The 25,614-nt window shown below is 65.7% G+C and carries 24 protein-coding genes; 6 read left to right on the top strand and 18 right to left on the bottom strand.

Going from position 1 to position 25,614, the window contains the following annotated elements:
* Positions 1-10: 10 nt before the first annotated feature.
* Positions 11-874: an intradiol ring-cleavage dioxygenase gene (locus FBZ93_RS22510; RefSeq protein ID WP_146988555.1), complete on the bottom strand. Its 864-nt coding sequence runs from the start codon at positions 872-874 to the stop codon at positions 11-13.
* Between the two features lie 235 nt (positions 875-1,109).
* Here FBZ93_RS22510 and FBZ93_RS22505 point away from each other — a divergent pair, with 235 nt between their 5' ends.
* Entirely contained in the window at positions 1,110-1,829 is a 720-nt protein-coding gene (locus FBZ93_RS22505; protein ID WP_146988554.1) for a DNA-3-methyladenine glycosylase I, read from the top strand.
* A 9-nt stretch (positions 1,830-1,838) separates the two neighbouring features.
* Here FBZ93_RS22505 and map read toward each other — a convergent pair whose 3' ends face one another.
* Positions 1,839-2,663 carry a type I methionyl aminopeptidase gene (map, locus tag FBZ93_RS22500; protein ID WP_050426054.1) on the bottom strand — a complete coding sequence of 275 codons (825 nt, stop codon included), beginning with the start codon at positions 2,661-2,663 and terminating at the stop codon, positions 1,839-1,841.
* A 168-nt stretch (positions 2,664-2,831) separates the two neighbouring features.
* Positions 2,832-4,148: a mechanosensitive ion channel family protein gene (locus tag FBZ93_RS22495; RefSeq protein ID WP_167529166.1), complete on the bottom strand. Its 1,317-nt coding sequence runs from the start codon at positions 4,146-4,148 to the stop codon at positions 2,832-2,834.
* Positions 4,149-4,518: 370 nt separating this feature from the next.
* Between FBZ93_RS22495 and FBZ93_RS22490 the strand changes: the two genes are divergently transcribed.
* Positions 4,519-6,312 carry a potassium/proton antiporter gene (locus FBZ93_RS22490; protein WP_146988552.1) on the top strand — a complete coding sequence of 598 codons (1,794 nt, stop codon included), beginning with the start codon at positions 4,519-4,521 and terminating at the stop codon, positions 6,310-6,312.
* A 6-nt stretch (positions 6,313-6,318) separates the two neighbouring features.
* On the opposite strand, the gene FBZ93_RS22485 is transcribed toward FBZ93_RS22490, so the two are convergent.
* The 6 genes from FBZ93_RS22485 to mepA form a co-directional block, all read right to left on the bottom strand.
* Positions 6,319-7,548 (bottom strand): MFS transporter, encoded by a 1,230-nt coding sequence (locus FBZ93_RS22485; protein WP_146988550.1) that lies wholly within the window; start codon positions 7,546-7,548, stop codon positions 6,319-6,321.
* Between the two features lie 93 nt (positions 7,549-7,641).
* A complete protein-coding gene (gene modC / locus FBZ93_RS22480; RefSeq protein ID WP_146988549.1) occupies positions 7,642-8,313 on the bottom strand; it encodes a molybdenum ABC transporter ATP-binding protein in 672 nt (223 codons plus the stop codon).
* 2 nt (positions 8,314-8,315) lie between these two features.
* A complete protein-coding gene (gene modB / locus FBZ93_RS22475) occupies positions 8,316-9,011 on the bottom strand; it encodes a molybdate ABC transporter permease subunit (protein ID WP_146988547.1) in 696 nt (231 codons plus the stop codon).
* A gap of 2 nt (positions 9,012-9,013) precedes the next feature.
* On the bottom strand, positions 9,014-9,799 hold the full coding sequence (gene modA, locus FBZ93_RS22470) for a molybdate ABC transporter substrate-binding protein (protein ID WP_146988759.1): 786 nt from the start codon (positions 9,797-9,799) through the stop codon (positions 9,014-9,016).
* 208 nt (positions 9,800-10,007) lie between these two features.
* Entirely contained in the window at positions 10,008-10,517 is a 510-nt protein-coding gene (locus FBZ93_RS22465) for a hypothetical protein (protein ID WP_146988545.1), read from the bottom strand.
* Between the two features lie 229 nt (positions 10,518-10,746).
* On the bottom strand, positions 10,747-11,694 hold the full coding sequence (mepA, locus tag FBZ93_RS22460; protein ID WP_167529165.1) for a penicillin-insensitive murein endopeptidase: 948 nt from the start codon (positions 11,692-11,694) through the stop codon (positions 10,747-10,749).
* A 249-nt stretch (positions 11,695-11,943) separates the two neighbouring features.
* Here mepA and FBZ93_RS22455 point away from each other — a divergent pair, with 249 nt between their 5' ends.
* Both FBZ93_RS22455 and FBZ93_RS22450 read left to right on the top strand, forming a co-directional pair.
* Positions 11,944-12,327: a L,D-transpeptidase gene (locus FBZ93_RS22455; RefSeq protein ID WP_246667593.1), complete on the top strand. Its 384-nt coding sequence runs from the start codon at positions 11,944-11,946 to the stop codon at positions 12,325-12,327.
* Positions 12,328-12,745: 418 nt separating this feature from the next.
* On the top strand, positions 12,746-14,869 hold the full coding sequence (locus FBZ93_RS22450; protein ID WP_433995436.1) for a putative bifunctional diguanylate cyclase/phosphodiesterase: 2,124 nt from the start codon (positions 12,746-12,748) through the stop codon (positions 14,867-14,869).
* A 108-nt stretch (positions 14,870-14,977) separates the two neighbouring features.
* Here the strand turns inward: FBZ93_RS22450 and FBZ93_RS22445 are convergent, their stop codons facing one another.
* Together FBZ93_RS22445 and FBZ93_RS22440 are read right to left on the bottom strand one after the other, a co-directional pair.
* Complete coding sequence (locus FBZ93_RS22445; RefSeq protein WP_146988542.1) at positions 14,978-15,433, bottom strand: DUF1801 domain-containing protein; 456 nt, start codon at positions 15,431-15,433, stop codon at positions 14,978-14,980.
* A gap of 73 nt (positions 15,434-15,506) precedes the next feature.
* Complete coding sequence (locus FBZ93_RS22440; protein ID WP_146988540.1) at positions 15,507-17,474, bottom strand: methyl-accepting chemotaxis protein; 1,968 nt, start codon at positions 17,472-17,474, stop codon at positions 15,507-15,509.
* Positions 17,475-17,781: 307 nt separating this feature from the next.
* Here FBZ93_RS22440 and FBZ93_RS22435 point away from each other — a divergent pair, with 307 nt between their 5' ends.
* Positions 17,782-18,132, top strand: coding sequence for a hypothetical protein (locus FBZ93_RS22435; RefSeq protein ID WP_146988538.1), 351 nt, complete (start codon positions 17,782-17,784; stop codon positions 18,130-18,132).
* A gap of 47 nt (positions 18,133-18,179) precedes the next feature.
* On the opposite strand, the gene FBZ93_RS22430 is transcribed toward FBZ93_RS22435, so the two are convergent.
* The 6 genes from FBZ93_RS22430 to FBZ93_RS22400 all read right to left on the bottom strand — a co-directional run bounded on the left by FBZ93_RS22430 (position 18,180) and on the right by FBZ93_RS22400 (position 23,076).
* Entirely contained in the window at positions 18,180-19,352 is a 1,173-nt protein-coding gene (locus FBZ93_RS22430) for an acyl-CoA dehydrogenase family protein (RefSeq protein WP_146988536.1), read from the bottom strand.
* Between the two features lie 142 nt (positions 19,353-19,494).
* On the bottom strand, positions 19,495-20,724 hold the full coding sequence (locus FBZ93_RS22425) for an MFS transporter (RefSeq protein ID WP_146988534.1): 1,230 nt from the start codon (positions 20,722-20,724) through the stop codon (positions 19,495-19,497).
* A gap of 253 nt (positions 20,725-20,977) precedes the next feature.
* On the bottom strand, positions 20,978-21,313 hold the full coding sequence (locus FBZ93_RS22415; RefSeq protein ID WP_146988530.1) for a hypothetical protein: 336 nt from the start codon (positions 21,311-21,313) through the stop codon (positions 20,978-20,980).
* Positions 21,314-21,514: 201 nt separating this feature from the next.
* Positions 21,515-21,904 (bottom strand): MAPEG family protein, encoded by a 390-nt coding sequence (locus FBZ93_RS22410; protein WP_146988528.1) that lies wholly within the window; start codon positions 21,902-21,904, stop codon positions 21,515-21,517.
* Positions 21,905-21,906: 2 nt separating this feature from the next.
* Positions 21,907-22,650, bottom strand: coding sequence for an SDR family NAD(P)-dependent oxidoreductase (locus FBZ93_RS22405; RefSeq protein ID WP_146988526.1), 744 nt, complete (start codon positions 22,648-22,650; stop codon positions 21,907-21,909).
* Positions 22,651-22,695: 45 nt separating this feature from the next.
* Positions 22,696-23,076 carry a DoxX family protein gene (locus FBZ93_RS22400; protein WP_146988524.1) on the bottom strand — a complete coding sequence of 127 codons (381 nt, stop codon included), beginning with the start codon at positions 23,074-23,076 and terminating at the stop codon, positions 22,696-22,698.
* A 148-nt stretch (positions 23,077-23,224) separates the two neighbouring features.
* On the opposite strand from FBZ93_RS22400, the gene FBZ93_RS22395 reads away from it, so the two are divergent.
* Complete coding sequence (locus FBZ93_RS22395) at positions 23,225-23,602, top strand: winged helix-turn-helix transcriptional regulator (RefSeq protein ID WP_146988522.1); 378 nt, start codon at positions 23,225-23,227, stop codon at positions 23,600-23,602.
* A gap of 194 nt (positions 23,603-23,796) precedes the next feature.
* Here FBZ93_RS22395 and lepA read toward each other — a convergent pair whose 3' ends face one another.
* On the bottom strand, positions 23,797-25,608 hold the full coding sequence (lepA, locus tag FBZ93_RS22390) for a translation elongation factor 4 (protein WP_146988520.1): 1,812 nt from the start codon (positions 25,606-25,608) through the stop codon (positions 23,797-23,799).
* Positions 25,609-25,614: the final 6 nt, after the last annotated feature.

The following is a 25,614-nucleotide window of genomic DNA, read 5'->3' as shown; positions in this document are numbered from 1 at the left end:
CCGCGCGGCGCTATGGCGCGCGCTTCAGGCCCGGGATCAATGCCGCCAGCCGGTCCTTGATCTGATGTTCGCGCATCGGCCCGCCGGGCGTCATGCCGGGTGGCGGCGGTCCTGCTGGAAGGCCATGCGGCGGTCCCGGGGGTGGGCCAGGGCGCGGCTGCATCGCGATCTCGGCGCGCCTGTCGACGCCGAGCGTCAGCGTCGCCACGTAGCGGTCCTTCTCCTCCTTCACCGCGCAGAAGGCACGGCGATCCGGATCGGCGATCTCGACGACATGGTCGTTGGCATTCAGCGTCGTGCGCGGGCGCGGACGCCCCGTATAGTCAGGCGCATTGGCGTAGATGAATTCGTTCAGCGCATCCGGCAGGAAGGTCTGGCCGGTCAGCACATTTTTGTCGTCGAGGAAGACCTTGAAGTGGATATGCGTGGCGCGTCCGTCATACCAGCCGGGATAGATGGTGTTGAATCCGACCCATCCCGCAGCGTCGGTCAGCTGCGTGCCGCGCAGAAAGCTTTTGCTGGACTCGTCGATATTGTGCCGGTCGCCCTGGCCGGGAAACGCCGAATAGAGGCCCTGCGCGTCGCAATGCCAGATGTCGACGCGCGCGCCAGGGATCGGCGTGCAGGCGCCGGCTTCAATCACGCGCAGCCGCAGCGTCAGCGGAATGCCGGGCCTGCCGTCTGTGATGTCGGAGCGCAGCAGCTTTGGATCGGCGTAGAACGGGCCTTCCTCCGCCTGCGGCGTCAGGATGCAGACCCCCGCGGCGTCGACCGGCCGGCTGTCGGATGCGGCCGCGGCTTGCCGCGCCGGCAACAGGCCGGCTGCGGTTGCCGAGATCAGGCCGAGAAAGCCGCGGCGCGTGGACTTGTCCAATCATCACTCCTGTCGATGGCGCGGGACGCCTCCCATTTCCCACTCAGCGTGGCGACATCAGGACGGTTTGGTTTCCCGATGTGGCGCGGCCGCGCCTGCGACGGTTTGCCACGATGCGACCGGCGAATTACGTTTGGCTGCAACGTTTCGAGATCGAAAAAGAGCGTTTTCGAGCGAAGTGGATACCGGTTCGCGTAAATAAAACGGGTCAAAACAAGAATCTAGGGAGGGCGGCGTGACGTCATTCAAGGTGATCCGCTCGCGCGCCGAGAAGCGCAAGGGCGGGCCGAAGGCGCTGGAGAAGCTGCTGCACCCGCCCGCCGGCGCCAACGCGCTGGCAAAGCTCGGCGACGACCACGTGCTGGCCGAGATGACCCGGCGCGTGTTCTGCGCAGGCTTCGCCTGGAGCGTGATCGACGCCAAATGGGAGGGCTTCGAGGCAGCCTTCCTCGGCTTTCAGCCCGCCAAGCTGGCGTTCAAGCCCGATGAATTCTGGGAGAAGCTGACGAGCGACGCCAGGATTGTGCGCAACGGCGCCAAGATCATGTCGGTGCGCGACAATGGCAGCTTCGTGCAGGAGATCGCGCGCGAGCATGGCAGCTTCGGCAAGTTCCTCGCGGCGTGGCCGTCATCGGATGAGATCGGGCTGCTGGAGTTGCTGGCGAAGCGCGGCAGCCGGCTCGGCGGCAACACCGGGCAGATGCTGCTGCGCTTCCTCGGCTGGGATGGTTTCGTCATCTCGCGCGACGTCACAGCCTGCCTGCGCGATGCCGGGCTCGATATCGCCGAGGAGGTCAAGTCGAAGCGCGATCTCGCCAAGGTGCAGGCGCAGTTCAACGCCTGGGCGGAAGAGACAGGGCTACCCTATCTGCATCTGTCGCGGATCTGCGCGATGTCGATCGGCGAGAACCACACGCCCGAGGAGATCGAGCGGCGCACGCGGAGCGACTATTGACGAGGACCGTTACACCTGCACCCACGGCTTCTCGCCGTGGCGTTCGGACAGGGTGAAGATCTCGACGCCGTCGGCGGTGACGCCGACCGAGTGCTCGAACTGCGCCGACAACGAACGGTCGCGGGTCACCGCGGTCCAGCCGTCGGACAGGATCTTCACATGCGGCTTGCCGAGGTTGATCATCGGCTCGATGGTGAAGAACATGCCGGGCTTCAGCGGCGCGCCTTCGCCGGGGCGGCCGATATGGATGATGTTCGGCTCGTCGTGGAACAGGCGGCCGAGGCCGTGGCCGCAGAAGTCGCGCACCACGCTCATGCCCTGCGGTTCGACGAAGCTCTGGATCGCGTGGCCGATGTCGCCCGTGGTGGCGCCGGGCTTCACCGCGGCGATGCCGCGCATCATCGCCTCATAGGTCACCTCGATCAGCCGTTCCGCCTTCCGCGCGATGGCGCCGATCGCATACATCCGGCTGGAATCGCCGTACCAGCCGTCGACGATGAAGGTGACGTCGACATTGACGATGTCGCCTTCCTTCAGCGGGCGGTCGCCCGGCATGCCGTGGCAGACCACGTGATTGATCGAGGTGCAGGTCGAGTAGCGATAGCCGCGATACATCAGCGTCGCCGGATAGGCGCCGTGGTCGAAGGCGAACTTGCGGACGAACTCGTCGATCACAGAGGTCGGGACACCCGGCTTGACGATGTCGGTCAGCGCGTCGAGGCATTTCGACACCAGGGCGCCTGCCTTGCGCATGCCGGCAAAGCCGCTCGGTCCGTGCAGCTTGATCTGGCCGGTCTTGCGAAGGGAGGTGTCGGTGGCGTCGATATAGCTCATGGGCGGGATGTTTCTGCGGGCAAGGGGCTGATTTCTGGCCCTAATTTAATGATCGGCGCGCCCGGCGCAAGCCAAGCTTGGGCATGGGGACAATGTCCAAACGGCTTGATTTCCCGGCCAAATCCGGAACAGCGGCGGCCGCTTGTCCGAAAAAGCCGCGCTGAAGCGCTAGCTGGAGACCTCGACCACGCTCTCGACCGGCAGCGCGCCGCCGCGGATGCGGAGTTCCCGCACCGGGTAGGGCACCTTGATGCCCTGATGCTTGAAGGCGTCCCACAGCGACAGCATGACGTCGCTCTTCACACCGTCCATGCCATCGGGATCGGCGATCCAGAAGGTCAGCGAGAACTTCATGCCGAGTTCGGCGAATTCGGTCAGGATGCAGTTCGGCGGCTTGCCCTTGAGCGCGCGGGCGTGGGCCGTCGCGGTATCGATCGCGAGCTTGCAGACCAGCCTCGGATCGGCGTCGTAATTGGCGGCGAAGGCGATCTTCACCAGCGTGTTCTTGTCGGTGTAGGTCCAGTTGGTGACCTTCTGCGTCACCAGGTCCTCGTTCGGGATCAGGAACTCGCGGCCGTCGCCGGCGGCGACCGAGATGTAGCGGGTCTTCATCGCACTGATGCGGCCCTGGCTGTCGCCGATGGTGACGAGGTCGCCCGGCTTCACCGATTTGTCGACCAGCAGAATGATGCCCGAGATGAAGTTGGCGACGATCTTTTGCAGGCCGAAACCGATGCCGACACCGACGGCGCCGGACAGCACCGCAAGCGCCGACAGATTGATCCCGACCGCGCTCAAGGCGATGGCGACCGCGACGACCATCAGGCCGATGCGAATGATCTTGACCAGCAGCACCTGGATCGACGGGGTCAGATCGGTCGAGCGGGTGATCTGGCCGTCGATGAAATTGCTGACGATATTGCTGAGCCACAGCGCCACGATCAGCACCGCGCCGGCCTTGATCAGCAGCAGCGGGCTGATACGGAGACCGCCGACCACGACGGCGAACGAATCCAGCGTATCGGCAGCCCAGTCGAGCTGGCCGATGATGCTGAGGGCGGCGACGAGCCAGGCCGCGATCGAGACCAGTTTGACGATGAAGGCGTTGTCGATCACCGAGGTCACGAGGCGGATCACCAGCCAGGCCAGCGCCAGCTTGGCGGAGACCGCGATCAGATAGCTGCGGCTCGGCCAGGTGGCGTGCCACATCACGATGCGCGAGATCACCATCAGCACCGCGAAAACCGCGGTGGAGGCGCTCTTCACCATCACGCGGGCGAAGTGGCGGAGCGGCAGCGGCCAGCGCATCGCCAGCGAGGACATGTCGACCCGCGCATGGATCGCGGTATCGGCGGCGTAGGCGAGCCCCGCGGCGGCGATGATGATGCCGAACTGCAGATAGAACCAGGGCGAGGCGACCTCGGCGCCGACCGAGCGCAGCGCCAATTGGATCGGTTCGAGGGCGTCCTTCCAGCTCATGTCCATCGGCAAATTCTCAACTTGAAGCGCGGGTCAGGCAAATGTGATTCGAATGCATGGAGAGAATCCCACAACAGCGCTCACCCGACCATCGATACACCACAGTGTCGGGGCGACCTAATGTTGTGTCTCTGAAAGTCCATTCCGTCATTCCGGGGCGCGACGGAGTCGCGAACCCGGAATCCAGAGGTCGCGGATCGAGATTCCGGGTTCTCGCTTCGCGAGCCCCGGAATGACACCGAGTGAATCTCGTGAGAGACACAAGACTGGGGCTCACGGGACCGGGCACATTGCCGCTTATGACAGAAATCGGTTGGCGTCCCAGTGTGGCGACGATAAGGATGCAATTGCAAGTATTTGAGACCCCCGAAGACGCATGGCATCCCTCGACTCCGTCAGTATAGCGATCCTGCTCGGTGCGGTGCTGGTGATGGCCGGCATCCTGTCGAGCCTGCTGGCATTGCGGTTCGGCGCCCCCTTGCTGCTGGTGTTCTTGCTGGTCGGCATGCTGGCGGGCGATTCCGGCCCCGGCCGGCTGCAGTTCGATGACGTCCGGACCACCTATCTGGTCGGTTCGGTGGCGCTGGCGCTGATCCTGTTCGACGGCGGATTGAAGACGCGGTTTGCCAGCATCCGCACCGTGCTGGCGCCCTCGATGATGCTGGCGACCGCCGGCGTGCTACTGACCGCGCTGATCACGGCGCCGGTCGCCCGTTACGTGCTCGACCTCAACTGGACCGAGTCGCTCTTGGTTGGCGCCGTCGTCGCCTCGACCGACGCCGCGGCGGTGTTCCTGCTGGTGCACACCCAGGGCCTGCGCCTGCGCCCGCGCGTCGGTGCCACGCTGGAGGCGGAATCCGGCACCAACGATCCGTTCGCGATCTTCCTGACCCTGATGCTGGTCGAGTTCATCTCGATCGGCCAGAGCTCGGCCTCGCACATCGCGATGGAGTTCGTCCAGGAGGCCGTGCTCGGCGCCATCATCGGGGTGATCGGCGGCCGGCTGGTGGTGATCGCGCTGAACTACGTGGCGCTGCCGCAGGGCCTGCATGCGCCGTTCGTCACCACGGCGGCGCTGGTGATCTTCGGCGGCTCGCAGATTGTGCATGCCTCGGGATTCCTCGCGGTCTATCTCGCCGGTATCATCATCGGCAACCGGCCGACCCGCGCGCATAATTCGGTGGTGACGTTCCTCGATGCCGCGACCTGGCTGGCCCAGATCGTGATGTTCGTGCTGCTCGGCCTGCTGGTCTCGCCGCATCGCCTGCTCTCCAGCGCCGGCGGCGCGGTGCTGGTTGCATTCGCGCTGATGCTGGTGGCGCGGCCGCTGGCGGTGCTGATTTGTTTGGCGCCGTTCAAGTTCAACTGGCGCGAGAAGGTCTTCATCGCCTGGACCGGACTGCGCGGCGCGGTCGCGATCTTCCTCGCCTCGATCCCGATGCTGGTCGGCCTGTCGAAGGCCTATCTCTATTTCGACGTCGCGTTCGTCGTCGTCATCATCTCGCTGCTGCTGCAGGGCTGGACGCTGGCGCCGGCGGCGCGGCGGCTGCATGTCGCGCTGCCGCGCGCCGAGCGCGGCCCGCGCCGCGTCGAGCTGGATCTGCCCGGCCAGCTCGAGCAGCAGCTGGTCGGCTATCCGGTGCGGCCGAAGAGCCTGTATTTCCGCCGCGGGCTGATCCCGTCCTGGTCGAAGCCGACATTGGTGATCCGCGACGAGCGGATCCTGACGCCGGTCGAGGCCGATCCGGTCGCGCCCGGTGACTACATCTATCTGCTGGCGCCGCCGGAGCGCGCCGAGGCGCTCGACCGCTTCTTCGTCGACATGGCGCCGTCGAGCGCGCCCGATCCGCATCTGCTCGGAGACTTCATGGTGTCGGCCGAGCATACGCTGGGCGAGCTCGCCGAGATCTACGGCGTCAAGGTCGACGAGCACCAGGCCAAGCTGACGCTCGCGGATTATTTCGACATCAATCTCGACCGCGCGCCGAAGGAAGGTGCCGAGCTTGCGCTCGACGAGATCGTGCTGGTGGCGCGCAGTATCAGCGGCGGCCGCGTCAATGTCGTCGGCCTGCGCCTGCCGGAGGAAGAGGAGAAGGTCGCGCCGCAGACGCGGATGCAGACCGTGCGGCGCAAGCTCGCCGATATCTGGGGGTCGGTGGCGGGCGTCTGAACCGCGTCACTGCTTACGCAGGAAGTTCGAATCCGGGGCGAACTTCTTGATCATGTCGGACAGGCCGTCGTCGGCCGGCCGGCCCTTGGATGCGGCGTCCGGCTTGGACTCGTCCTTCAACTTCTGGCCGGAAATCTCGGCCAGCGCCGCCAGCAGCGTCTCGTCGAGATTGTCGGCCGCCGTCTTCGCTGGCGGTGTCTTCGCGAGCGGCGTGGTGGCGGGCGGCGGCGGAGCGGGTTTCGGCGGGATGGGTGCGTCGACCCGGATCTCCGGCTCGCCCTTCGGCGCAGGTTGCGTCGGCTCCGGGATCGGGGCTGGCTTCGATGCGTCCGCCCGCCTGGAGGCGGCCTCGCTGACGGCGGCGATCAGCGACGCTTCGAGATCGGCCGGCGTCTCCGCCGGCATGGCCGGTGGTGCAGCCGGCATCGGCGGCGGCTCGGCGGGCTTCGTGTCCCGGGGTGCGCGACCGAACAGCGGCTCCCGCTGGCCCGTCGTCGACGATCGGCTGTTGTCGGTTGCCTTGCTAGGCTCCCTGCCAGGCTTGAAGAGACCCGCGCGTTCGGCGGCGATCCTGGCGGTCGCCTCCTCGACCGTGGCGAGCAGAGATGATTCCAGCGCATCGGCGGGATTGCCCGGCGAAGCCGTTGGCTTGGCGGCAGGGGCGGGCACCTGCTTTGGCTCCGGCCGGGGCGGCAACGGCGGTGGCCGGGGTCCCTCGGCTTGCGCGGGCGGCGGGACCGGCACGCCGTCCCGGGCGCGCGCGATGATGCCGTCGACGATCTCCGCGAGGCGGCCCTTGTCGGGCGCGGCGAGATAGCTGGCCGCCAGCTCATCGACATATTGCGGGCCGTAATCGGCGAGCACCTTGGCAAGCTGGGCGAGATCGGCGTCGCTCTCCACCAGCCGGCGCCAGGTCTGCCGGTCGTAGGGCGCATCCACCTTCTGGTCCGGCCGAGTCTTGTCAGGCCACGCCACCCGGCGAGGCTGACGCTGCGGCCCGTTGTCCTGGCCGGTGACCGGGTCGAGGGTCGGCGGCTGCAGCCCGGGGCTGAGACGCGGAGGGGTAAACCCCGCTGCGCCGGCCGGCACGGCATGATCCGCGGGGCGGCGTCGGCGTTCGGCGACCTGCAGCGAGATCAGGCCGACTCCCATCAGCAGGAAGCCGAGCGCGGCCCACGAAATCGTGGCGCATAACAGCCCGCCGATCAGCAGCAATACCCAGCCAGTCAGTCGCACGATGCACCTTTCCCCATGCCCGATCGGGATGTCCCGACGCGGGCTAGCAGACAAGATGGGCTATCTTATGCCGACTTTCGGAAAAACGGCTAGCTACCCGCCCGCCGTCAACACCTTAACCCCGCCGAACGCGGTGACCTGGCCGCGGCGCAGCATCACGATCTGGGTGGCGAGCTGGCGCAGCTCGGCGGCGTCGTGGCTGACATAGACCATCGGGACGCCGGCCTCGTCGCGCAGCCGCACCAGATAAGGCAGGATCTCGAGCTTGCGGCTTTCGTCGAGCGCGCCCAGCGGCTCGTCGAGCAGCAACAGCCGCGGCTTGGACAGCAGCGCCCGGCCGAGCGCGACGCGCTGGCGCTCGCCGCCCGAGAGCTTGCCGGGGCGGCGGTCGAGCAGGGCGCCGATGTCGAGCAAGTCGACGACACGCTTGTGCTGCGCAGGGTCCTCAGTGAGGCCGTTCATGCGGCGGCCGTAGCCGAGGTTCTGCCTGATGTCGAGATGCGGAAACAGCCGCGCGTCCTGGAAGACGTAGCCGATGCGGCGGCGCCAGGTTGGGACGTGAATGCCGGCCGCGGTATCGTCGACGGTCTCGCCGTCGATCACGATGGACCCGCGATCCGGACGCAGCAGCCCCGCGATGGTGTTGATCAGCGAGGTCTTGCCGGAGCCGGACGCCCCGAACAGGCCGGTGACGCGGCCCTCGCTGGTGAACGATGCCGTAAGGGAGAATTCTCCGAGTTGCTTTTGGATGTCGACGCGCAGCATCGCTAGTGCCCGTGCAGGCGCGCGGTGGCGCGGCGTGCGAACACTTCGGCGGCAATCAGCGCGCCGACCGCGAGCACGACCGAGATGATCACGAGCCGTGCGGCGGCTGTGTCGCCATCAGGGGTCTGGATCAGCGAATAGATCGCCGACGAAATGGTCTGGGTCTCGCCGGGGATGTTGGAGACGAAGGTGATGGTTGCACCGAATTCGCCGATCGCCTTGGCAAAGCCGAGCACCATGCCGGCCAGCACGCCGGGCAGCGCGAGCGGCAGCGTCACCGTCGCGAACACCCGCCAGGGCGCGGCGCCGAGCGTCTCGGCGGCCTGTTCGAGGCGGCGGTCGACGGCTTCGATCGACAGCCGGATCGGGCGCACCAGCAGCGGAAACGACATCACGCCGCAGGCGAGCGCGGCACCGGTCCAACGGAACGCAAACACGATGCCGAGGTGATCGGCCAGCCAGCCGCCGACCAGTCCACGCTTGCCGAAGGTCAAAAGCAGCAGATAGCCCGTGACGACCGGCGGCAGCACCAGCGGCAGATGCACGACGGCATCGAGCAGCGACTTGCCCCAGAAATCGCGCCGCGCCAGCAGCCAGGCGAGCGCGATCCCGAACGGGGTCGCCACCAGCGTTGCGATGACGGCGACCCGCAGCGACAGCAGGATCGCCGTCCATTCGGTCGGCGAGATCTCGAACACGCTCAGGTCGTCGGGCTGATCAGGAACTTGAAGCCGTATTTCTCGAGGATCGTCTTCGCCACGGAGGAGCGCAGGAAGGCGAGATAGTCCGCCGTCTCGGGCTTCGCGGTCGTGGTCGCGGCAACCGGATAGATGATCGCCGGATGGGTGTCGGCCGGGAAGGTGCCGACGATCTTGACGCCCGGCTCGACCTTGGCGTCGGTCGAATAGACGATGCCGAGCACGGCCTCGCCGCGCGCCACCAGCGTCAGCGCCGCGCGCACGCTCTCGGCCATCGCGAATTTCGGCTCCGCCGCCTGCCAGGCGCCGAGCTTCTCGAGCGCGGCCTTGGCGTATTTGCCGACCGGCACCGCCTTGACGTCGCCGGTTGCGATCCTGCCGTCACCGGCGAGCTTGGCGAGATCGAAGCCGGGTCCGATGTTGACGTTGTCGATCTTGGAATCCTTCGGCGCGATCAGCACGATCGAGTTGCCGAGCAGGTTCACCCGCGTCGGCTCGTTGATGTTCTTCTGCTTGATCGCGTAGTCCATCCAGTCGGTGTCGGCGGACACGAACACGTCGGCCGGCGCGCCCTGCTCGATCTGCTTCGCCAGCGCCGAGCTCGCGGCGTAGCTGGCGCTGATCTTGACGCCGGTCTTGGCGGTATAGGCCGCATCGATGTCGTCGAGCGCGTTCTTCATCGAGGCCGCGGCAAACACGGTGAGCGTCTTGTCCTCGGCGCTCGCCGGCGAGTGGATCGCGCCGAGCAGGATGACGAAGGCGCTGAAAAGTCCGGCAAGTCGTGAAATTGAAAGTCGTGACATGGAAAGCGCTCCGTGCATGTTCGCGCGCGAACGGGCGCGCGCAAATCAGGCGTTGAGTGAGGTCTGGCCCGCGACGGACGGAAGCGCTGTTCCGCTGGTCCCCGAAGGACTTACGGTCCCCCAAGGATATCGCACTGCAAACATAGCAGGCTGGGACTTACGGTAAAGGCGACCGTTTGTCTAACGGATCGTCCTATTGATCGGCCGGCTGGATCGCGATCGACAGCGAGTTCTCTCTGGCGCCGCTGACCTGCAGCACGAAGGGGCTGGCGGCGAGGTCGTATTTCATGGTCTTGCGGATACCGTCGCAATCGGTCGCGCCGCTGAACGCCTTGGGCTTCAGGAAATGCCCGTCCTGCACCAGGTCGACCCAGGCGCCGGCCGAGAGGCTGACGGTATAGAGCCCGGCCTTCGGTGCGGCCTTGACGCTGGTGAAGCCGGCGAAGGTGCCGTCCTTCGGCGCGCGCTCCGGCGGCGACGGCAATTTGGCATCGGCGGGCGCCACCAGCGCCAGCGTGATGGCGGTCGACGGCAGGGCGCCCTGCTCGCTCCCCGAGGCAAGCTTGGCGCGATCGGGCGCGGTGAGCGCGGCGCGGGCGCGGTCGATCGACCATTTGAACTTGTCGCAGCCGCTCGGCTCCTCCGCCGCGAAAGCGGGAGCCGAGACGAGCAGGAGCGATGCGGCGAGGAGCGATGTGCGCATGTCTGGTCCAATGCAATTGTGACGGATGAAATAGATCAGAGGCCCCGATCCATCGCTCGATCGCGCTTACGGCGCGACGACGCGCGATCATAACGTAGTTCCAGCCGGCCGGCATAGCCGCCTGACGAAGATGTTATTGCTTGGGCCTCTTGTTTGAGCATGATCTCCGCGCAAACGCGTTCCGCGTTTGTCGCGAGGGAAAACCGCTTCGCACTTTTCCGGATCATGCTTACTGCTTGGCGTCGGCTGCGTTCAGCACCGTCTTGCAGGCCGCCGGCATCTGCGCCAGCGTCATCGGCGGGCGCGGTTTCGGCGGCTTCGGCGGCGGCTTTGGATGCAGCACCGAATCCTTGAACCAGAAGGCGAGATCGGACGGCTTGCAGCCCTCGCCTTCGGCTTGCTGCTTCTGCCCCTCGCATGCGGGGCTTCCGGACGGGCATCGCATGCGGATGTGGAAGTGGTAGTCGTGGCCCCACCACGGCCGGATCTTCGCCAGCCAGCCGCGGTCGCCCTTGGCCTCGCGGCACAGCGCCTTCTTGATCGCCGGATTGACGAAGATGCGCTGCACCGCCGGCTCGCGCGCCGCATCGCGGAGGACGAGCACATGGCCCGGCGTGAACACATGCGGATCGATGTCGAGCCGATCGTCACGCACCATCATGACAGCCGACATCTCCTCGCGATCCTCGCGCGACAATTTGCGATCGGGCATCGGCGTCAGCCAGACGTCGGCGTCGAGCCCGATCTGGTGGCTGGCGTGACCTGACAGCGCGGGGCCGCCGCGGGGCTGGCCGATATCGCCGACCAGGATGCCGGGCCAGCCGGCGTCCCTGTGCGCGTTGGCCGCCAGCCGTTTCAGCAGCGCGATCATGGCGGGATGTCCCCAATAGCGATTGCGCGACAGACGCATCACCTGCCAGGTGTCGCCGTTGAGCGGCATCTGCGCGGCGCCGGCGAGACAGCCCTTGGTGTAGCCGCCGATCGATTGGGTCGGCATCGCCGCCGGCAGCACCTTGCGGGCGAACAGCTGCTTCGCCCCGATCGTTGGATCGTTCGGGTTGGCGAGCGGCGGCAATGGCTGCGGATTGAGCGAGCCCTTGTCCTGCGCCCGCGCGGAGATGGTGCAGGCGAGGAGGGCGGAGATCAGGAGCGGGATCAGACGCAGGCGGGATGTCATTCGGATCACTCTGTCCACGCAACGCTAGCATGGATTCGTACCGGACGAACCGCCCTCTCATCCCATTCGCTTGATCGCCCACAGGGCGGATCGAGATTACCCGCGGCTGGCTCGCATGTGAGCTACGCCACTTTACAAGCACGCGTTGCTGGCGACATCATGCGTGCAATAATTTCAGGGTAAGCGTTATTTATTATGACAAGCGCATATTGCGTACGGCTTCCGTTTGCTGTCGCGGTTGCCGCGTCGGTGTTGGCATTCTCCCCGGCGCGCGCCGACATCGTCGTCCACATCGACAAATCATCGCAGCGCATGGCGGTCAGCATCGACGGTGCGCCGCGCTACAACTGGCCGGTGTCGACCGGACGCCGCGGCTATGGCACGCCGAACGGCGTGTTCCATCCGCAGCTGTTGGCGCGCCGCTGGTACTCGCGGAAATACTACAACTCGCCGATGCCATACGCGATCTTCTTCCATGGCGGCTTCGCCATTCACGGCACCTATGAGCTCACCCGCCTCGGCGGGCCGGCTTCGCATGGCTGCGTGCGCCTGCATCCCTCGCATGCGGCACAGCTCTATGGGCTGGTCGAGCGCAACGGCCGCGGCGGCACGCGGATCGAGATCACCAACTAGCCTCCGCAAGAAGGCACGAAACTGGTCGTGCCTTTACCTCGCGATAACCCTGTCACACGCTGGCAAACATTGATGCGCCTGCAGCGGTTTCGGCGCATTCATTGTGCAGGCAGGCGTAGGTTTACCCTTCCTTCACCACGCTCCGGCACCCCCGCGCTGCAAATCTGCGCTACGGGCCGCTTGCGCGCGGCCTGTCGCTCGCGCGCGGCGTGGACGCGCCTGCAAAGCAGGCAATGGCCGAACTTCTCATACAGCGCAGCTCTTCGCCAAGAGATACCAATTTTTCAGAGACTTATCGCAGAAATGTCACCGGACTGGAATGCGCGTGGGGCGTGCGAGTGCGATGATGCGGCCAAAGAAGATCAAGAAACCGAAGCAGGCCAAACTGTCCCGTTCCCGGGGACGCCGGCCGATGCCGATGCCGAAAATGTCCAGCCGCTCGCGCCGCCCCGCCGTCGAGATCGGCGAACTGGTGCGCCAGCGCGCGCAGGCCGACGCCGCGATCGCCGAGGCCCGCAAGTCGAACGCGCGGCTGCGTGAGGCGATCGACATCCTGCCGCAAGGCATCGTGTTCCTCGACCCCGAAGGCCGTTACACGCTCTGGAACAGGAAATACTCGGAGATCTACAAGCGCAGTTCCGATCTGTTCGAGCACGGCGCGCGCCTCGAGGACACCATCCGCGTCGGCGTCGCGCGCGGCGACTATCCCGAGGCCGCCGGGCGCGAGGAAGAGTGGATCGCCGAGCGGCTCGGGAAGATGTACCAGCCGGGCGAGCGGCACGAGCAGGTATTGGCCGATGGCCGCGTGGTGCTGATCGAGGAGCGATTGACCTCGGATGGCGGCATCGTCGGCCTGCGCGTCGACATCACCGAACTGAAGCAGCGGGAGGCCTCGTTTCGCCTGCTGTTCGACGGCAACCCGGTGCCGATGATCCTGTGCGCGCTCGACGGCGAACGGATCCTCGCGGTCAACGACGCCGCGATCGCACATTACGGCTATGTGCGTGCCGAATTCGAGAAGATGACGATCAAGAGCCTGCAGGCGTTCGATGCCGAGTTGCCCTGGGCCGCCGGCCGCAGCAGCGACGAGCAGGCGGCGCGGACCTGGAAGCATGTGCGCGCCGACGGCACGCTGATCGACCTTGCGATCTACTCGCGCCAGCTGATGCATGGCGACCAGCCGGCGATGCTGCTCGCGCTGATGGATATCACCGAGCGCAAGCGCGCCGAGGCGCGGCTCGCCTTCATGGCCCAGCACGACAGCCTGACCGGCCTGCCGAACCGCAATCTGCTGCGCCAGCAGATGGAGGATATGCTGCAGCATACCCGCCGCTCGACCGACAAGGTCGCGGTGCTGATGCTGGGGCTCGACAATTTCAAGGCGGTCAACGACACGCTCGGCCACGGCATCGGCGACAAGCTGTTGCGTGGGGTCGCCAAGCGCCTGCGCTCGACGCTGCGCGAGGAGGATGCGCTGGCGCGCCTCAACTCCGATGAGTTCACCATCGTGCAGGGCGGCGTGATGCGGCCCGAGGACGCCGTGCTGCTGGCACGGCGGATTCTCGACGCGATCGGCGAGCCCTATCTGCTCGAGGGCCATTCGGTGGTGATCGGCGCCAGCATCGGGATTGCGATGTCGCCCGGCGACGGTGAGGATTCCGAAAAGCTCCTGAAGAGTGCCGACATGGCGCTGTCGCGCGCCAAGAGCGAGTTCCGCGGCACCTTCTCGTTCTTCGAGGCCGAGATGGATGCGCGCGCGCAAAGCCGGCGCAAGATCGAGATCGATCTGCGCGATGCGATCCAGAACGAAGGATTGCAACCCTACTACCAGCCGCTGGTCGATCTCACCAGCGGATGCATCACCGGCCTCGAGGCGCTGGTGCGCTGGCCGCACCCGGAGCGCGGCATGATCTCGCCCGGCGAGTTCATTCCGGTGGCCGAGGAGACCGGCCTGATCAATCCGCTCGGCAGCCTGATGCTGCATCGTGCCTGCATGGACGCGGCGCAATGGCCCGACGACGTGCGCGTCGCCGTCAATCTTTCGCCGCTGCAGTTCCGCACCGGCAATCTGCTGGCGCTGGTCACCGACGCCTTGCGGCAATCCGGCCTGCCGGCGCGGCGGCTCGAGCTCGAGATCACCGAGACGCTGCTGCTCGAGAAGAGCAGTCAGGTGCTGGCGACGCTGCATGCGCTGCGCGCGCTCGGGGTGCGGATGTCGATGGACGATTTCGGCACCGGCTATTCGTCGCTGAGCTATCTGCGCAGCTTCCCGTTCGACAAGATCAAGATCGACCAGTCCTTCGTGCGCGATCTCGGTGCGAACCCGGATGCGCAGGCGATCGTGCGCTCGATCGTCAGCCTCGGCGTCGGGCTCGGTGTCACCATCACCGCCGAGGGCGTCGAGACCGAGGCGGAGCTGAGCTGCCTGCGCGCCGAGGGCTGCCACGAGGGCCAGGGCTTCCTGTTCAGCCGCGCGCGGCCGAATGCCGAGGTCGTGAGCCTGCTCAAAGCGCAGCGCGTCGCGACGGCGCTGGTGGCGTAGGAACTCTGCACTCTCCGCGTCATTGCGAGGAGCGAAGCGACGAAGCAATCCATCGTCCCGCATACGTGGAAGCATGGATTGCTTCGCTTCGCTCGCAATGACGATGAACTAGCTGGCCGCGCTGGCCTTACGTCTCAGATGATAAGTCAGCGCCAGCGCCACGCAGTGGCGCAGCGCTACCTCCGGCAGCTTGCCGCCGACATCGAGCAGGATCGCGCGATTGCCGCTGTAGCTGAGCTCGGGATAGAGCTCGCGGAAGGTCTCGACCAGATTGGTCTGGCAGTGGAAGTAGACCGCGACCTGATCAGTGGCCGGCTTCACCTGGTCGATCCGCACCGTGCTGCCGCTGCCGGTCTCCGCCGTCAGGTAGCTCGGCTGGCCCCATTTCAATGTCTCTTCCAGCGCGCCGACGCCGTCGGTCGTCTTCGCGGTCTCGAAGATCAGGCGCCGCAACGCCAGCAGCCTGGCCTTGACCGGGGCAGGATAGGCGTCGAACAACGCATCGGCCGATCCTGCCGGCGGACGCCGTGCCGCCTTGCTGGTCGATGCTGCCGGCTTGCGCATGATGGGCTCCGCGAGGGCGTGTGGCGTCTATCTACCACAGCGACCCGAACGTCACATAGCTCGGCCCCGCGGCTCAGGCCGCGTTGCGCAGTCCGGCGAGGAACGTGTCGACGCTGTGCGACAGCGCCGAGGCGTGATCGCCGAGCTGGCCGGATGTATCCAGCACATTGCCGGTCAGCGCCCGGGATTGGCCGGCGGCCTCGCTGGCGCCCGCAATATTGGCGGAGACCTCGACGGTGCCGGAGGAGGCCTGCTGCACGCTGCGGGCGATCTCGCGCGTCGCCGAATCCTGCTGCTCGACGGCGGCCGCGATCGCGGTGGCGATGCCCGAGATCTCGCGGATGGTGCCGCTGATGTCGCCGATCGCGCTGACGCAATTGCCGGTGGCGGACTGGATCGCGCCGACCTGGCCGGCGATCTCGTCGGTCGCCTTCGCGGTCTGGCTCGCCAGTTCCTTGACCTCGGCGGCGACCACGGCGAAGCCGCGGCCGGCCTCGCCGGCGCGCGCGGCCTCGATGGTGGCGTTGAGCGCCAAGAGATTGGTTTGGCTCGCGATCGCGCTGATCAGGCGCAGCACGTCGCCGATCTTCTCGGCCGACGCGGCGAGGCTCGTCACCATTTCGGTGGTCTCCATCGCCTTGGCCACGGCATTGTCGGCGACGCGGCTGGAATGGGTGACCTGGCGGCCGATCTCGGTGATCGAGGACGCCAGCTCCTCGGTCGCGGCGGCGACCGCATTGACGCTGGCCGACGCTTCCTCGGACGCGGCGGCTGCCGCCGCGGTCCGCTCGGAGGTGCCGTTGACGCTGGTGGTGATCTCGCCTGCGACGCGCTGCATGGCGCTCGACGAGCGTGCGACGGCGGCGACCATGCCCTTGACGTCGGATTCGAAGCGGTCGGCCATCTGCCGCTGCAGCGCCTGCTTGTCGGCCGCAGCCTTCACCTTGTCGGCTTCCTGTGCATCGCGCAGCGAGGAGGTTTCGATCATGCTGCGGCGGAACACGTCGACCGCCTTCGCCATCGTGCCGAGCTCGTCGCGGCGCTCGCTGCCGGGAATCGTGACGCTGGTGTCGCCGCTGGACAGCCGGTTCATGACCGCGGTGATCTCGGTGAGCGGCCGTGACAGGCCGCGGCCGAGCAAGAATGCGAGCAGCACCGCCGCGGCCAGGATCGCGACCGTGCCAAGGATCAGGTTGCGCTGCGCGCTTGCCGCGGCCGCTTCATAGTCGCTGGTGTCCTTGACGATCTCGAGCACGGCGACCGGCTCGCCGGCATAGTTCTTGATCTGGCCGAGATAGAGCTCGACCGCATGGCCGTCGAGAACAGCGTCGCGCAGCACGGCGGCACCGCTCATCACGCTCTTGAGCTCGTCCTGGGTCGCGACCACGGTGTCGCCGAAGGTCGAAGACAGCCGCTTGAAGCTCTTGCCGTCGAACGAATGCACCGCGAGGTCGATGCCGAAGCGCTTCTTGGCGCGGTCGACGAATTCCTTGCCGAACGCGACGCCGATATCGACATTGCCCAGCGTCTTGCCGTCATGCATGACCGGGGTCATGCCGAAGATCGAAAGCGCTTCGCGACCCGGCTCGACGCCGACGATCGGCTTGCCGGCCTTGATCGATTCCACCACCGTCGTGCGCCGCGTGGAGGCGTCGTCGCTGAAAGTTTTCGGCACGTGGACCCGGTAGAAGCTCGTCGCCGGGGCCTGCCAGAACGAGATCAGCGGGATGCCTTGCGCCTTGATCGCGGCCCAGGGCGCGCCGAGCAGCTTGCCGAGGCCGTCGCGATCGCCCTTGGCGATCGCCTCTTCGACCGGCGGCAGGGCGGCGATCACGGCCGAGACCGCGAGCGCGGTGCGGCCTTCATAGTCGATGGCTGCAATCACGCTGTCATACTGCAGCTTGAGCTGCTGATCGAGCGCGAGCCGGGTCAGTGCGCGCTGCTGGCTGATGGAGAAGCCGCCGAGGATCGCGCAGGCGACCGCAACGGTCAGGGAAATCGCCAGGATCAGGCGGGCGGCAATCGATCGAAGCGTGAACATGGTACCGGCGAAACTCCAGGCATTAGCGCCGTCCGCAAACTCCCAGAAAAAGCTTAACAACCAGATGTTGCGCCGCCGAAATTCGTGCCGGGGCCGTCGTCGTGGGTGCCTACTTTCGTACCATGCGCCATGGCGACAGGTTGAATCGATCGGACCGCAGACTCGCTACGCCTCTTCCGCTGGAGAGGTCGAGACGCGCTTTTCCGACGGTGGATCACGGCATATGGATTTCCCCTTTTGCCCCATCGCCGTTTAAATAGCGCTTTCTAGGCGGAGCCGTGTACGTCGCAAAACGATGGTGCACCCGATGAAAATCCTTCGAGATGTCCAGCTACGCTACCGCGTCGCCGCCTCACTCCTCTACGGCGGGATGTCGCTATTCCTGTTCGGTGTGGCCGTTGCTCTGGTGCGACAAGCAGACCATGCTGCGGCTGATCAGGCTTGGGGTTGGGTGGTGATAGCGGCACTTATCGCTGTGATCGCTGCCACGGGCATCGCCCTTGCCTTAGTAGCCTGGGGAGCCTTGAGTGATCCGAAGTCACGGCTCGGCGCTTGGGTTCAGAAAAGGCCTTTGGCTGACGGCGTACACCACATGCTCGGCGAGGCTGCAATCCTCGTAGTTCTGCTTTTCGGGCTCTGGTTTTTGGGGATCACCTGAGACCAAGCATGCGCACGCGCGCTAGCCGAATCTGACTTCATCGCGCCTCAGCGCGCCGTCGGCGGTGCTGCGAGATTGCCCGACAGGATCGCCTTGCCGGCATCCTCATACTGGGTGTCGCGGGCCTGGATCTGCTGGGCGATCGCGTGCATGTCACGAAATCGTCGCTCGAATGGATTCTTCGCGAATACCGCGGTCGCCCCCGACATGTGATAGGCGATGTCGACCACGGAGGCCGCCTGGTGGATGGTCCAGGTCGAGGCGATGCGGATCGCGATGCGATGCGCCTCGGTGATCGGATCGCCGCGGGCGAGATCACTCCAGACGTCGTGGGCGGTCGCATACAGATAGGCGCGCGCCGCGCGCAGGCTCGCTTCGGTACGGCCGATCTGGCCCTGCACGGCATTGTTGTCGCGCATCGCTTTCAGGCCTTGCGGGGTCTTAGCCCGAGCGAGCTCGGTCGCCGCGTCCAGCATGGCGCGGGCGACGCCGAGCGCGGTCGCGGCGAAGCCCATGCTGAACACCATGTTGGTGGAGAGCTTGTAGAGCGGTCCTCCCTCGCGGCACGCGCTGGGATCGTCGCGCAGCGCGGCGAACCTTTCCGGGATGAAGAGGTTGTCGACCGAATAGGAATCGGTGCCGGTGCCCTTCAGGCCGATCACGTCCCAGACGTCATACATCACAGCTTGCGACATCGGGAACAGGATGGTGCGGATCTCGGGCGAGCCGTCGGCCTTCCTGCGCGGCGAGCCGTCGGCCTCGACGACGCGAACGTGGGCGCCGAGCCAGCTCGCCTGCCGCGAGCCCGAGGCGAAATCCCAGCGCGCACTGGCGCGGTAGCCGCCTGGCTCGGCGCGCACTTCGTGGGCGATCGCGCCCCAGGCCAGGATGCCGGGCGCGGTGTTGAAGATCTCGTGGGCCGCGTCGGGCTCGAGATAGGCCGCGGTCATGGCGCAGACGCTGCACTGGCCGAGACACCAGGCGGTCGAGGCGTCGGCCTTGGCGATCTCCTCCTGCATCTGCATGAAGGCGTCCAGCGTCGCCTCGGCGCCGCCGAAGCGCTTCGGCAGCAGCGCCCGATACAGCCCGTTCTCGACCAGCGCCGCGGTGACGGACGGCGTCAGTCGCCGCGTCCGTTCGATCCCGTCGGCTTCAGCAATGATCAGCGGCGCCAGCGCGCGCGCCCGCTCGACAAGGTCTACTCCCTGCGGCTTGTTCATGCGTGTCCTCGGCCCGTTCTGACATTCTTGTTGGGGGCGCGCGCGATGGTGACCCATCCGGCAGGCGAGGGCAAGGCGGGACCGCGCCGATGCAGGTCGGCTATCCATCACTGACGCGCGAGCGCGGAAGATGCACCCACGCTCAGGCGGCGGCGCGGCCGAGATCGAGCGAGGGCTGGCGCTTGGTCGAGAAGCTCAGCGCCACCGCAACCGCGGCGAGGCCGATCGCGAAGGAACCGGCGTGCAGCCATGTGTAGCCGTGGAAGGTGTCGAACACATAACCGCCGGCCCACGGCCCGAGCGCCATGCCGAGGCTCGCGAACGCCGACACCGCGCCGAACACCGTGCCCATGATGCGCGCGCCGAAGAACTCGCGCACCAGCACGGCATAGAGCGGCATCACGCCGCCATAGGCGAGGCCGAACACGACCGACAGCGCATAGAACTGGCCGAGCTGCGCCACCGCAAGATAAGTCGCGATCGACAGCGCCTGCACCAGGAGGCCGCCGACCAAAACCGGCTTGGCGCCGAGCCGGTCTGCGAGCACCCCGAGCAGCAGGCGGCCGCCGAGCCCGGAGAAGCCGGCGAGGCTGTAGACCGTGACCGCGGTGAGCGGCGCGATGCCGCATACCATGGCGTAGGACACCATGTGGAAGATCGGCCCGGAATGCGCGGCGCAGCAGGCGAAATGCGCGAGCGCCAGCGTGATGAATTGCGGGGTGCGCAGCGCCTGCGCCACGGTCCATTCCGCGTGCGGCGCGCTCGCGGCGGTGGCGTTGGTCGCAACGGGCGTTCCCTGCGGCGCCGCGCGCACCAGGAACGATGCGGGGATCAGCAGCACCCATGCGGCGATGCCGATGACGAGCATCGCGAAGCGCCAGTCATAGGCCGTGATCAGCCAGCTCGCGGATGGCGCGACCGTCAGCGGCGAGACGCCCATGCCGGCCGACACCAGGGCGACGGCGAGGCTGCGATGCTTGTCGATCCAGGCGCTGGCGAGCGCCGTCATCGGCGCATAGAAGCTGCCGACGGCGATCCCGATCAGCACGCCGAAGCAGAGCTGGAATTGCCACAGGCTCTGCGCCTGGCTTGCCGTCACGAGGCCGAGCCCGAGCAGCAGGCTGCCGGCCAGCACTACGATGCGGGTGCCGAAGCGGTCGGACAGCGCGCCCCAGGCGAACGCCGCAAAGCCCATGCAGAGGAAATCCAGCGTCGCCGCGGCCGACACGCCGGCGCGCGACCAACCCATCGCATCCGAGATCGGCTGCAGGAACACCGCGAGCGACAGCATGGTGCCGAAGCCGACGCAGGTCATCAGCGCGCCCGCGCCGACGACGACCCAGCCATAATCGAAGCGAGTGGCCTTGCTCATGCGTTTCCCCGGCGCTGTTGTATTTTGTGGTGCGCGCGGAAAGGATGGTGGCCTATCCGAGGTCCAGGGGCAATATGACGGGCAACATGCCTCTCATGCCGGGATCAGCGGATTGTGAGTTGGGTTGCGCAAGATGTCGCAGCGACTCGCGGCTAAGGCGCGATGAGGTTGGGTTGAATCGTCATCACGCTTTAGCTTGTTGTTTAAGCATGATCTTTCCGGAAAACCGCTTCGCACTTTTCCGGATCATGCTCTACCCGCAGTTCCAGGCCCGCCCGATCGGCGTCCAGCTCCAGCACGGGCCGTAGCTGCCGCCATTGTAGCGCCCCCCGCCATGGAATCCGGGTCGGCCGAAGTAATGCCAGTCCCCGCCATACCAATATTCCGGCGAAAAGTCCGGGTAGCCGCGGGCGGCGCCGCGCGGGCCGAGCACCGGAATGGTCTGATTGGGCGGCTGTCGGTAGCCGGGCAGGAAGCCATAGCCATGCCAGCGGGTCGAGCCGTGCCGCTTTTTCGAGGAGGCGGCCGAGCTCAGGTCCGGCTGCAGCAATGCGAGGATGACGACAAGGAGGGACAGGATGCGCAACATGATCGGAGTCTAGTCGGCCCGCCGTGCGAAGGCGATTCAAATCATGGTGCGTTTTGTTGCTGGGACAAGGATCGACATCGACTGCGCCAAGGGCATCGTAGCCCGGGCGCGTATTTATAAATCTTCGTCAATGTCCGGTTCGCGCCGACGCCTTCTGCAACCGCTGCAAATGTCGCAATGGGTCGGCAGCCGACGTCCGGGCTACCAAAGCACTGCGCCCAGGACGAGGTATCCAGCCGCAACAAGCAGCGCTGCGTAGGTCAAGAGCATCCCGAAGCCGCGCAGCGCCTCCAGTCCCCGAAGCATGCCGATTGCATGCAGGAGCCGCCCGAACGCAAGCGTTGTCCCGATGGCAACAACCATCCAGGCCGCGGCGACGTGCGCCTCGACCAAGCCGAGCGAGATCACCCCAAGTGGAACGTACTCGATGAAATTGCCCTGGGCGCGAATGCGCCGACGCAGCGTCTCGTCGGCGCTGTCGCCTACCATCTGCCCGACCCTTGCGCGGCGCACGGAAATGGGAAACGACAGGGCGACAAGGGAGACCGCAAAGGCTGCCGCAAACACGGAAGTGATGGGGAGTGCAGTCATGACTAGCGCGCGCTGTCGATGATTGCGCCGCCGTCAGCGGTGAGGCTGGCTCCCGTTACAAACTGCGCGTCCTCGCTCGCAAGGAACAAGACGACCGGCGCGACGTCATTTTCCGGCGCGCCGTATCGGGCCAGCGCGTTTGTCGGCGCGGGCACATTTGCGGCAGAGTCCCATGTCTCCGCGAGCGGCAGGATGTTATTCACGGTGATTTTGTCGGGACCCCATTCGCGGGCAGCGGTCCGCGTAAGGGCGCGCACCGCCTCTTTTGCCATGTTGTAGGGACCGTAGCCGGTCAAACCGAGGACGCCGGCCATCGAGCCGAAGTTGATGACGCGACCTTTGCCGCTCATCTTTAGGTAGGGGTAACACCCTTGCATCGTTCGCAGATACGCAATTGGGCCCGTCTCGAAGTTGCGCTGCAACTGCTCGACTGACAAATCCTTGACGGACGAGTTGGGAACGGACGGATCGAACGCGTTATTCACCAGGATATCGATCCTGCCGTAAGCCGCGACTACCTTATCGATCGCTGCTTTGACTTGGTCAGCATCGCTGATATCGCAGACGACGCCTAGCGCCGTGCCGCCCGCCCCCTCGATCTCTGCGACGACGGCATCCACGTTTGCCGGTGTGAGCGACAGGACCGCAACCTTTGCGCCCTCCGCAGCGAACAGCTTCGCGGTAGATCGGCCAATACCGCGACCGGCGCCAGTGACAATGGCAACTTTTGCATTGAGTCTATTCATGTTCATCTCCTTCGATAGTTGTTGTGTTGATCGCTTTCCTTCTCGTCAGAACAGCCCGTATGGCGACGCGATACCGCGAGCGGCGTTCTGCGTAACGAAGGAAGTGATGAGCAACGCGAGGCCGACGATGGCGGGCAACGCCTCGTTGGGCTTGCGCACGGCGAAATGTGCCAAACCAGCCAACAGCAGATGATAGAACATGCCCGCGTAAGCGAGCTCGCTGAGCCCCACGTTGACGCGTGAAAGGACTGCGGCCGGGCCCAAGACTTTAACCACGATCATGAGTGGCACGAGGTAGGCCGGGTATCCAAGGCCGGCGAGCGCCTGCCGAACCCATTTCCCTTTCGTCAGGTACATAACGGCGGAGGACAGATACAGCAGCGTCAAGAGTGCTGTGCTGATCCAGTATGTGTAAATCGTAGCCATGTGGTCGTTGTGATTGCTGGCGCGACAGCAACTCCTCGGTTGGGGTTGATTTGCGCCGCAGTGCAATTCCTCTGTGCCTCAGCAGCGCACATCGAAAATGCGGATTAAGATTGATAATCGCAAGTAGGATGAATAACTTGCTGTAGGTATGGAGAACCATACTATGAAGGACGCAGAGATAAACATGCATGAGGAGATGCGGCGCGCGTTCGCGCTGCTCTCAGGCAAGTGGAAGCTGGAGATCATGTGGCTGCTCAATCAGCGGGTCTACCGCTTCGGCGAGCTACGAAAGGCTATCCCCGGCATCACTCAGCACATGCTCACGGCACAACTTCGCGAACTCGAAGCGGACGGCCTGATATCGCGCACAGTGTTCGCGGAAGTGCCCCTCCGCGTTGAATATGCGATCACCAAGAAGGCGCGCGGGCTCGGCCCGACGATGGAAGCGCTAACGGCCTGGTGGAATGAATATGGAAGGAGCGTGCCAGCAAGATCTGGCGGTCGTGGCCGCAAGGCTAAAGCCTGAATGCGTCAACTCAAGCTGGCCACCGCTTCCGTCTGCTGGCGGCGGGCTGGTATCTGGGGCCGCATCCTGGCCACCTTCAGCGCGGCGATGAAGGTTGACGGCTACTGTGCATGGGGTTGTTTTCGACTTTTTGTCGCCGGGTCTCCGCGGACCAGACCTGCCTCGTCACGCCCGATGCGGCTCGAGCGTTCGCCTCAACTATCCACCTTGAGCGCGGCGATGAAGGCTTCCTGCGGGATGTCGACCTTGCCGAACTGCCGCATCTTCTTCTTGCCTTCCTTCTGCTTCTCCAGAAGCTTGCGCTTGCGCGTGATGTCGCCGCCGTAGCACTTCGCGGTAACGTCCTTGCGCAGCGCGCGCACGGTCTCGCGCGCGATCACCTTGCCGCCGATCGCCGCCTGGATCGGGATCTGGAACATGTGCGGCGGGATCAGCTCCTTCATCTTCTCGACCATGGCGCGGCCGCGGCCTTCGGCGCGGGTGCGATGCACCAGCATCGACAGCGCGTCGACCGGCTCGGCGTTGACCAGGATCTGCATCTTCACCAGATCGGCCGGCTTGTAGTCGGTCAGATGATAGTCGAACGAGGCGTAGCCCTTGGAGACCGACTTCAGCCGATCGTAGAAATCGAACACCACCTCGTTGAGCGGCAAATCGTATTTCACCATCGCGCGGGAGCCGACGTAAGTCAGCTCCTTCTGCGAGCCGCGGCGGTCCTGGCACAGCTTCAAGACGCTGCCGAGATATTCGTCGGGGGTGAGGATGGTCGCCTCGATCCACGGCTCCTCGATCTCGGCGATCTTGACCACGTCGGGCATGTCGACCGGATTGTGGATCTCGAGCTCGGTGCCGTCGGTCAGCTTCATCTTGTAGATGACGCTCGGCGCGGTCGCGATCAGGTTGAGATCGAACTCGCGCGACAGCCGCTCCTGGATGATCTCCAGATGCAAGAGCCCGAGGAAGCCGCAGCGGAAGCCGAAGCCGAGCGCGGCTGACGTCTCCATCTCGAACGAGAAGCTGGCGTCGTTCAAGCGCAGCTTGCCCATCGCGCCACGCAGCGTTTCGAAATCGTCGGCGTCGACCGGGAACAGGCCGCAGAACACGACTGGAATGGCCGGCTTGAAGCCCGGCAGCATTTCAGTGACCGGCTTCTTGTCGTCGGTGATGGTGTCGCCGACGCGGGTGTCGGCGACTTCCTTGATCGCCGCGGTGATGAAGCCGATCTCGCCGGGGCCGAGCTCCTCGACCTGCTGCATCTTCGGCGTGAAGAAGCCGACGCGCTCGATGTCATAGGCAGCACCCGTGCCCATCATGCGGATGCGCTGGCCCTTCTTCATCACGCCGTCGACGACGCGGATCAGGACGACCACGCCGAGATAGACGTCGTACCAGCTGTCGACCAAGAGCGCCTTGAGCGTCGCATCGCGGTCACCCTTCGGCGGCGGCAGGCGGGTGACGATCGCCTCCAGCACGTCGGGCACGCCGATGCCGGTCTTGGCCGAGATCATCACCGCGTCAGACGCGTCGATGCCGATCACGTCCTCGATCTGCTGCTTGACCTTCTCGGGTTCGGCCGCGGGCAGGTCGACCTTGTTCAGGACCGGCACGATCTCGTGATTGTTGTCGAGCGCCTGATAGACGTTGGCGAGGGTCTGCGCCTCGACGCCCTGGCTGGCGTCGACCACGAGCAGGGAACCCTCGCAGGCCGCCAGCGACCGCGAGACCTCGTAGGCGAAGTCGACGTGGCCGGGCGTGTCCATCAAATTGAAGATGTAGTCCTTGCCGTCCTTGGCACGGTAGTTCAGCCGGACGGTCTGCGCCTTGATGGTGATGCCGCGCTCGCGCTCGATATCCATCGAATCGAGCACCTGCTCCTTGCCCGCCATTTCGCGATCCGACAGGCCGCCCGTCATCTGGATCAGGCGGTCGGCGAGGGTCGATTTGCCATGGTCGATATGGGCGACGATGGAGAAGTTGCGGATGTTCGAAATCGGGGCAGTTGTCATGGGGCG

Origin of the sequence: Bradyrhizobium macuxiense (assembly GCF_007993935.1) — a bacterium.
Classification (GTDB): domain Bacteria; phylum Pseudomonadota; class Alphaproteobacteria; order Rhizobiales; family Xanthobacteraceae; genus Bradyrhizobium; species Bradyrhizobium macuxiense_A.
The sequence above is the reverse complement of the archived record's forward strand: the minus strand, read 5'-3'. Positions and strand labels throughout refer to the sequence as shown.